6 protein-coding genes are annotated in these 6,653 nt (G+C 70.9%); 3 read left to right on the top strand and 3 right to left on the bottom strand.

Annotated elements, in window-relative coordinates:
- The coding region (locus E4F61_RS07505; RefSeq protein WP_133479055.1) for an EAL domain-containing protein at positions 1-774 on the top strand (774 nt) is incomplete at its 5' end.
- Between the two features lie 9 nt (positions 775-783).
- On the opposite strand, the gene E4F61_RS07500 is transcribed toward E4F61_RS07505, so the two are convergent.
- Positions 784-2,214 (bottom strand): aldehyde dehydrogenase family protein, encoded by a 1,431-nt coding sequence (locus E4F61_RS07500; RefSeq protein WP_133479054.1) that lies wholly within the window; start codon positions 2,212-2,214, stop codon positions 784-786.
- 69 nt (positions 2,215-2,283) lie between these two features.
- Positions 2,284-3,633: an exodeoxyribonuclease VII large subunit gene (gene xseA / locus E4F61_RS07495; protein WP_133479053.1), complete on the bottom strand. Its 1,350-nt coding sequence runs from the start codon at positions 3,631-3,633 to the stop codon at positions 2,284-2,286.
- Between the two features lie 110 nt (positions 3,634-3,743).
- On the opposite strand from xseA, the gene ispG reads away from it, so the two are divergent.
- The gene (gene ispG, locus E4F61_RS07490) at positions 3,744-5,021 is read left to right on the top strand and encodes a flavodoxin-dependent (E)-4-hydroxy-3-methylbut-2-enyl-diphosphate synthase (protein WP_133479052.1); all 1,278 of its coding nucleotides are present in this window, start codon (positions 3,744-3,746) and stop codon (positions 5,019-5,021) included.
- On the top strand, positions 4,999-5,724 hold the full coding sequence (locus E4F61_RS07485; protein ID WP_133479051.1) for a phosphatase PAP2 family protein: 726 nt from the start codon (positions 4,999-5,001) through the stop codon (positions 5,722-5,724). The genes ispG and E4F61_RS07485 overlap by 23 nt, the downstream gene beginning before the upstream one ends.
- Here the strand turns inward: E4F61_RS07485 and E4F61_RS07480 are convergent, their stop codons facing one another.
- Complete coding sequence (locus E4F61_RS07480; RefSeq protein WP_133479058.1) at positions 5,725-6,609, bottom strand: DMT family transporter; 885 nt, start codon at positions 6,607-6,609, stop codon at positions 5,725-5,727.
- Positions 6,610-6,653 lie beyond the last annotated feature (44 nt).

The following is a 6,653-nucleotide window of genomic DNA, read 5'->3' as shown; positions in this document are numbered from 1 at the left end:
GCGATGCGCATCCTCGACCTCGAGGCCGACCTGCGCCGCGCGATCAACGGCGACGGCTTCGTCGCGTTCTACCAGCCGATCGTGCGCCTGTCCGACCGCAGCGTGGTCGGCCACGAGGCGCTGCTGCGCTGGAGCCACTCGAGCAGCGGCCTCCTGACGCCGGCGTCGTTCGTCAACGTCGGCGAGAACAGCTCGTTGATCGAGGAAGTGGACTGGCTGGTGTACGCGCAGGTCGCCGACCGGATCGCGCATACCTCCGGTGGCTACATCTCGGTCAACGTGTCGCCGCGGCATTTCCGCGACAGCGCCTTCGCCGACCGACTGCTGCGGCTGCTGGAAAAGGCGAAGGCCGACCCGCGCCGCCTGCGCATCGAGATCACGGAGGTCGCGCTGCTCGAGGAAGCGCCGCGCGTCCTGAACATGCTCAAGCACCTGCGCGGCCACGGCGTACTGGCGCAGCTGGACGATTTCGGCACCGGCTTCTCGGCGCTGAGCTACCTGCACCGCTTCCCGATCGAGTGCCTCAAGATCGACCAGAGCTTCATCGCGGGCCTCGGCAGCGAAACGCGCGTCGAAAGCGAGGCGGTCGTCCGCGCGATCCAGGCGCTGGCTGGATCGCTTGGCATCCATACCGTGGCCGAGGGCATCGAGAACGTGCACCAGCAGCGGCTCGTGCGCGAGCTCGGCTGCACGCTGGGGCAGGGCTACCTGTACGGCCGCCCGTTGCCCGAGCTGGTGGAAGGCGTGCAGGTCGAGGAAATCCTCGTCGGTTGAGCCAGCCGGTCAGGGCGGGTCGCGCACCACCAGCAGGCGCACTTCCGTCATTTCCTCGATCGTCGAGCGCACGCCTTCGCGGCCCACGCCGGAATCCTTGACGCCGCCGTATGGCATGTTGTCCACGCGCACGCTCGGCACGTCGCCGACGACGACACCACCGACCTCGAGGCGATCCCATGCGTGCATCGCGTGGTCGAGGCGCGACGTGAACACACCGCACTGCAGGCCGTAACGCGAGTCGTTGGCGCGCTCGATCGCCGCGTTGAGATCGGGCACCGACTCGACGACCGCAACGGGGCCGAATGCTTCCTCCCTGTACAGCCGGCACTCGCGCGGGACGTCGGCGAGCAGCCACGGCGCGAGCATCGTGCCGTCGCGATGGCCTTCGACGAGCACGCGTGCGCCGCCCGCACGCGCCTCGTCGATCCATTCGACGAGCCTGTCCGCCGAAGCGGTGTCGATCACCGGGCCGATGTCGGTGGTTTCGTCGTGGGGGTCGCCGGGCTTCAGGGCATGCACCGCACCCGACAATGCGTCGGACAGGCGCGCCGCGATGGCCTCGTGCGCGATGACGCGCTGCACGCTGATGCAGCTCTGCCCGCTCTGGTAGTACGCGCCGAACACGAGCCGTTTGACGAGGTGGTCGAACGGCACGCCGGGGTCCTCGTCGACGATGCAGGCCGCATTGCCGCCCAGTTCCAGCGCGACCTTCTTGCGGCCGGCGCGCGCCCTCAGCTCCCAGCCGACCGGGCCACCGGTGAAGCTCAGGAACGCGATGCGCGGGTCCTCGACCAATGGCGCCGAGGTCTTCGTGTCGCAGACGATGACCGACCAGGCGTCGCGCGGCAGGTCGGTCTCGGCCAGGATCTCGCCGATCACCAGCGCGCCGAGCGGCGTGCGTTCCGACGGCTTGAGCACGAACGGGCAGCCGGCGGCGATGGCGGGCGCGACCTTGTGCGCGACCAGGTTGAGCGGGAAGTTGAACGGCGTGATCAGGCTGCACGCGCCGATCGGCACGCGGCGCGTCATGCCGCGGAACCCGCGCGCGCGCGGCGAGACCTGCAGCTCCAGCACGTCGCCGCCGATGCGGGTGGCCTCGCCGGCGGCGATGCGGAACGTATCGATCAGGCGATCGACTTCGCCACGCGCGTCGCGGATCGGCTTGCCGGCTTCGGTGCAGAGGAGGTCGGCCAGTTCATCGCGCCGCTCGGTGAACCGGCGCACGCAATGCTCGAGCACGTCGCGTCGCGCGTCGGGCGGGAACGCGGCCATCTCCGCGCGCGCGCCGTGGGCGGCCGCGATCGCGTGCTCCACGTGGCTCGCCTCCGCGCGCGCGACCTGCGCCGCGACATCGCCGCTGTACTTGTCGTGGACGTCGAGCCAGGCGTTGGTGGTGACGGGCCGGCCGGCGACGTAGAGGGGTAGGCGTTTCGTCATGGCGTCCTCGCGGATTCGAACGTGTTCGCACTGCGGCCAAACGTGCGGTCGAGCCGGGCAGCCGCCGCGTCAGCCCGTCCGCTGCGCATCTTCGACACGCAACGCGAGTTCGCCGTCGCCGACGCGCGCGGACACGCGATCGCCCGCGGCCACGTCCCCCACGCGCCGCACGATGGCGCCGTCCTCGCGGCGCAGGATGCTGTAGCCGCGCGCGACGGTCGCGAGCGGGCTGATCGCTTCCAGCGAGCGCGCGAGACCGCGCAGCCGCAGCGCCTCGTGCGCGAGGCGACGCGCGATCGCCGCCTGCGGCCGGTTCGCGATCGCGGCCACGCGCTCGCGCAGCCGCGACAGCCGGCGTTCGGGATGCCGCGCGCGCAGCACGGCATCGGCATGCCGCAGGCGCGCATGCTCGCGCTCGAGCCGGCGCTTCCAGGCCGCGTCGAGGCGGCGATACGCCTCCGCCTGACGTCGGCAGAGCATCTCGACGTACGCCTGCGGGCGCAGGGCGTTGAGCTTGAGCGCCGCACGGTCGGTGCGCTGCATCGCGTCGCGCAGCGACTGCGCCTGGCGCGCGTGCAGGCGGCGCTGCAGCGCATCGAGTCGACGCATCAGGTCGTCGCGGTTCGGCACGAGCAGCTCGGCGGCGACCGAAGGCGTCGGCGCGCGGCGGTCGGAGGCGAACTCGGCGAGGCAGAAGTCCGTCTCGTGGCCGACCGCGCAGATGACCGGCACCGGGCTCGACGCGACCGCGCGCGCGACCGGTTCCTCGTTGAACGACCAGAGGTCCTCCAGCGAACCGCCGCCGCGGGTGAGCATCAGCACGTCGTAGCGGCCGCTGGCGCCGGCGCGGCGGAGCATGTCGACGATCTGCGCCGCGGAACCCGCGCCCTGGACCTGCACGGGCAGCACGTCGACTTCGACCAGCGGGAAGCGACGCGCGAGCACGCTGAGCACGTCGCGGATCGCCGCGCCGGTGGGCGAGGTGACCACGCCGATGCGTGCCGGGAAGGCGGGCAGGGGGCGCTTGCGCTCGGCGTCGAACAGGCCTTCCGCCGCGAGTCGGGCCTTGAGCTCGTCGAACGCACGCCGCAGCGCGCCCTCGCCGGCTTCCTCCATGTGGTCGAGCACCAGCTGGTACTCGCCGCGCGCCTCGTACAGGGTCAGCCGGCCGCGGCCGAGCACGTGCAGGCCCTCGCGCGGCTGGAAACGCAGCCAGCTGGCCTTCGGCTTGAACATCGCGCAGCGGATCTGCGCGCGGGCGTCCTTGATCGTGAAGTACAGATGGCCCGAGGCCGGCCTCGAGACGCCGCCGAGCTCGCCCTCGATCCAGACCGAACCGAAGGTGCTCTCCAGCATGTCGCGCGCCAGCGTATTGAGCTGGCTGGGCGTGAAGACGTCGCGGGAAGGCTCGGTGGACATCGATCGGGCGCGCGGAACGGCCGCACACGTTAGCGCAGCCGGTGCGACGACGGCGCCACGGCGCGGTGGGGTTCAGAAGGCGCCGGGGCCGCTGGCCTACAATTCGCGGCATGAATGCCGTCGCCCCGATCCCGCCCGTTTCTCCCGACGAGGGCCGCTTCGGCCCGCTCGACCGCCGCCTCACCCGGGGCGTGGTGATCGGGGGCGTGCAGGTCGGCGGCGGCGCGCCGGTGGTCGTGCAGTCGATGACCAATACCGACACGGCCGATGTCGCCTCGACCGCGCAGCAGGTCGCCGACCTCTGGCGCGCCGGCTCGGAGCTCGTGCGCATCACCGTCAACACCGCCGAGGCCGCCGCGGCCGTGCCGCGCATCCGCGAGCGCCTGGAAATGATGGGCGTCAGCGTGCCGCTGATCGGCGACTTCCACTACAACGGCCACCAGCTGCTCGCGGGCGAGCCGGCCTGCGCCGAGGCGCTGGCGAAGTACCGCATCAACCCCGGCAACGTCGGCTTCGGCAAGAAGCGCGACACGCAGTTCGCGCAGCTCATCGACTTCGCGATCCGCTACGGCAAGCCCGTGCGCATCGGCGCCAACTGGGGCTCGCTCGACCAGGCGCTCGCCGCCACGCTGATGGACGAGAACGCGCAGCGTGCGAATCCGTGGGATGCCGGCCGCGTGCTGCGCGAAGCATTGATCCGCAGCGCACTCGATTCCGCCGCGCGCGCCGAGGAGCTTGGCCTGCCGCGCGAGCGCATCGTACTGAGCGCGAAGGTCAGCGGCGTGCAGGAACTCATCGCCGTGTACCGCGAACTCGCCACGCGCGGCGATTACGCGCTGCACCTCGGCCTCACCGAGGCGGGCATCGGCAGCAAGGGCATCGTGGCCTCAAGCGCCGCGCTCGCGGTGCTGCTGCAGGAAGGCATCGGCGACACGATCCGCATCTCGCTGACGCCCGAGCCCGGCCAGTCGCGCACCAACGAAGTGATCGTCGCGCAGGAGCTGCTGCAGACCATGGGCCTGCGCGCGTTCACCCCGATGGTGACGGCGTGCCCGGGCTGCGGTCGCACCACCAGCACCTTCTTCCAGGAACTCGCGCAGAAGGTGCAGGAGCACGTGCGCGCGAAGATGCCGGAATGGAAGATCACGCATCCGGGCGCGGAGAACCTGACGCTCGCGGTGATGGGCTGCGTGGTGAACGGGCCCGGCGAATCGCGCCACGCCAACATCGGCATCTCGCTGCCGGGCACGGGCGAGGCACCGTCCGCGCCCGTGTTCGAGGACGGCGAGAAGACCGTCACGCTGCGCGGCGACCGCATCGCCGACGATTTCGTCGAGCTGATCGATCGCTACGTGGAGCGCCACTATGGAATCGCCGGGGCCGTCTGAGCCGGTCACCGCGGCGCCCGTCGAGGCGCTGTCCACGCAGGCGAAGGTCGGGCGTGAGGTCTTCCGCAAGTACGGGCCGCGCCTGGTCGCGATGTTCGCGCTGGTCGCGCTTCCGCTCTGGGGCTTCGGCGAAATCGCCGAGGACGTAGCCGAGGGGCACCCGTTCTTCTTCGACGTGCCGGTGCTGGAATGGCTGCACTCGATCTCGAGCCCCACGCTCAATGCGCTGTTCCTCGCACTGTCGGCCATCGGCTACTCGGGCGGCGTGGTGCCGATGGACATCGCGCTCGTGGTGGGCCTGATGCTGCGCCGCCATCCGCGCAGCGCGACGTTCGCGGCCATCGCCGTGGTCGGCTCCGCGCTGGCCAATGCCGCCGCCAAGCACCTGTTTGCACGCGCGCGTCCGGCGCTGTGGCTGTCGCTCGCGCCGGAAACCACCTACAGCTTCCCCAGTGGCCACGCGATGGGCTCCGCGACGCTCGCCTGCGTGCTGGCCTGCCTCGCCTGGGACACGCGCTGGCGCTGGCCGGTGATCGCGGTCGGCGCGCTGTTCACGCTCGGCGTGGGGCTCTCGCGCGCGTACCTCGGCGTGCATTACCCGTCGGACGTGCTGGCCGGCTGGTCGGCGGCCATTGCATGGACGCTCGGCGTGCGCCTGATCGCCTTCCATCGCGGGCTGCTGACGGGCAGCACGCGGGTCTGATCACTCGGCGGGGCTGACGGCCTCGACCGGCGCGGTGGTCGCTGCCCGACGCGCCAGTTGCGCCTCGCGGTGGGCGATGTAGGCATTGGCGCCGAAGATGATCAGCGCGCCTGCCACCGTGTAGCGATCGATGGACTCGTCGAACAGTAGGTAGCCGGCCACGCTGACCACCGGCAGCTGCATGAAGGTGATCGGCGTGAGCGCGGAGACGTCGCCCAGCCGCAGTGCGCGCGTCCAGAGCAGCTGCCCACCGGTGCCGAACAGGCCCGTGAGCGCCAGCCAGATCCACGTGGTCGGCTCGGGCCACACCCAGACGAAGAGCGCGGGCAACAGTGACAGCGGCACCCAGAAGGCGTACGTGTAGAAGACGATCGTGTCGGCGGCGTCGACGCGCGAGAGCTGCTTGATCTGGATGGCCACGACGGCGCTGAGGACCGCGGCAGCCACTGCGATCAGCGAGCCGTGCGTGAAGCCGCTGGTGCCCGGCCGCACGATCACCAGTACGCCGACGAAACCCAGCAGCACCGCGGTCCAGCGGCGCTTGCGCACCACTTCGCCCAGCCAGATCACCGCGGCGATCGTCACGAACAGCGGCGTCGAGTACGAGAGGGAGATGGCCTGCGAGAGCGGAAGGTGGCCGATCGCCCAGAACGAGCAGAGCATCGAGCCGATGCCGATCGCGCTGCGCAGCAGGTATTTCGGAAGCTGCCGGGTGCGCAGCGAGGCGCCACTTCGCAGCAGCAGCGGCAACAGCGCGAGCAGACCGAACGTGTTGCGCCAGAAAGCGATCTCGAACGTCGGCAGCGTGCGCGAGGCGTAGCGGATCGTGATCGCCATGAGTCCGAAGAACAGCGTGCTGGCGAGCATGAGCAGCGCCGCGCGCATGACGGTCGCGGGGGCGGGCGGGGCGGGGGCGGTCATCGGGTCAA

Origin of the sequence: Cognatilysobacter segetis (assembly GCF_004359965.1) — a bacterium.
Taxonomy (GTDB): Bacteria; Pseudomonadota; Gammaproteobacteria; order Xanthomonadales; family Xanthomonadaceae; genus Cognatilysobacter; species Cognatilysobacter segetis.
Note: the sequence above shows the minus strand (reverse complement) of the source record. Positions and strands in the feature narration are given on the sequence as shown.

What these genes read in the sequence shown, in the direction of transcription:
- E4F61_RS07500 (WP_133479054.1), bottom strand. Translation starts at nt 2,214, where the DNA reads ATGACGAAACGCCTACCCCTCTACGTCGCCGGCCGGCCCGTCACCACC.
- xseA (WP_133479053.1), bottom strand. Translation starts at nt 3,633, where the DNA reads ATGTCCACCGAGCCTTCCCGCGACGTCTTCACGCCCAGCCAGCTCAAT.
- ispG (WP_133479052.1), top strand. Translation starts at nt 3,744, where the DNA reads ATGAATGCCGTCGCCCCGATCCCGCCCGTTTCTCCCGACGAGGGCCGC.
- E4F61_RS07485 (WP_133479051.1), top strand. Translation starts at nt 4,999, where the DNA reads ATGGAATCGCCGGGGCCGTCTGAGCCGGTCACCGCGGCGCCCGTCGAG.
- E4F61_RS07480 (WP_133479058.1), bottom strand. Translation starts at nt 6,609, where the DNA reads ATGCGCGCGGCGCTGCTCATGCTCGCCAGCACGCTGTTCTTCGGACTC.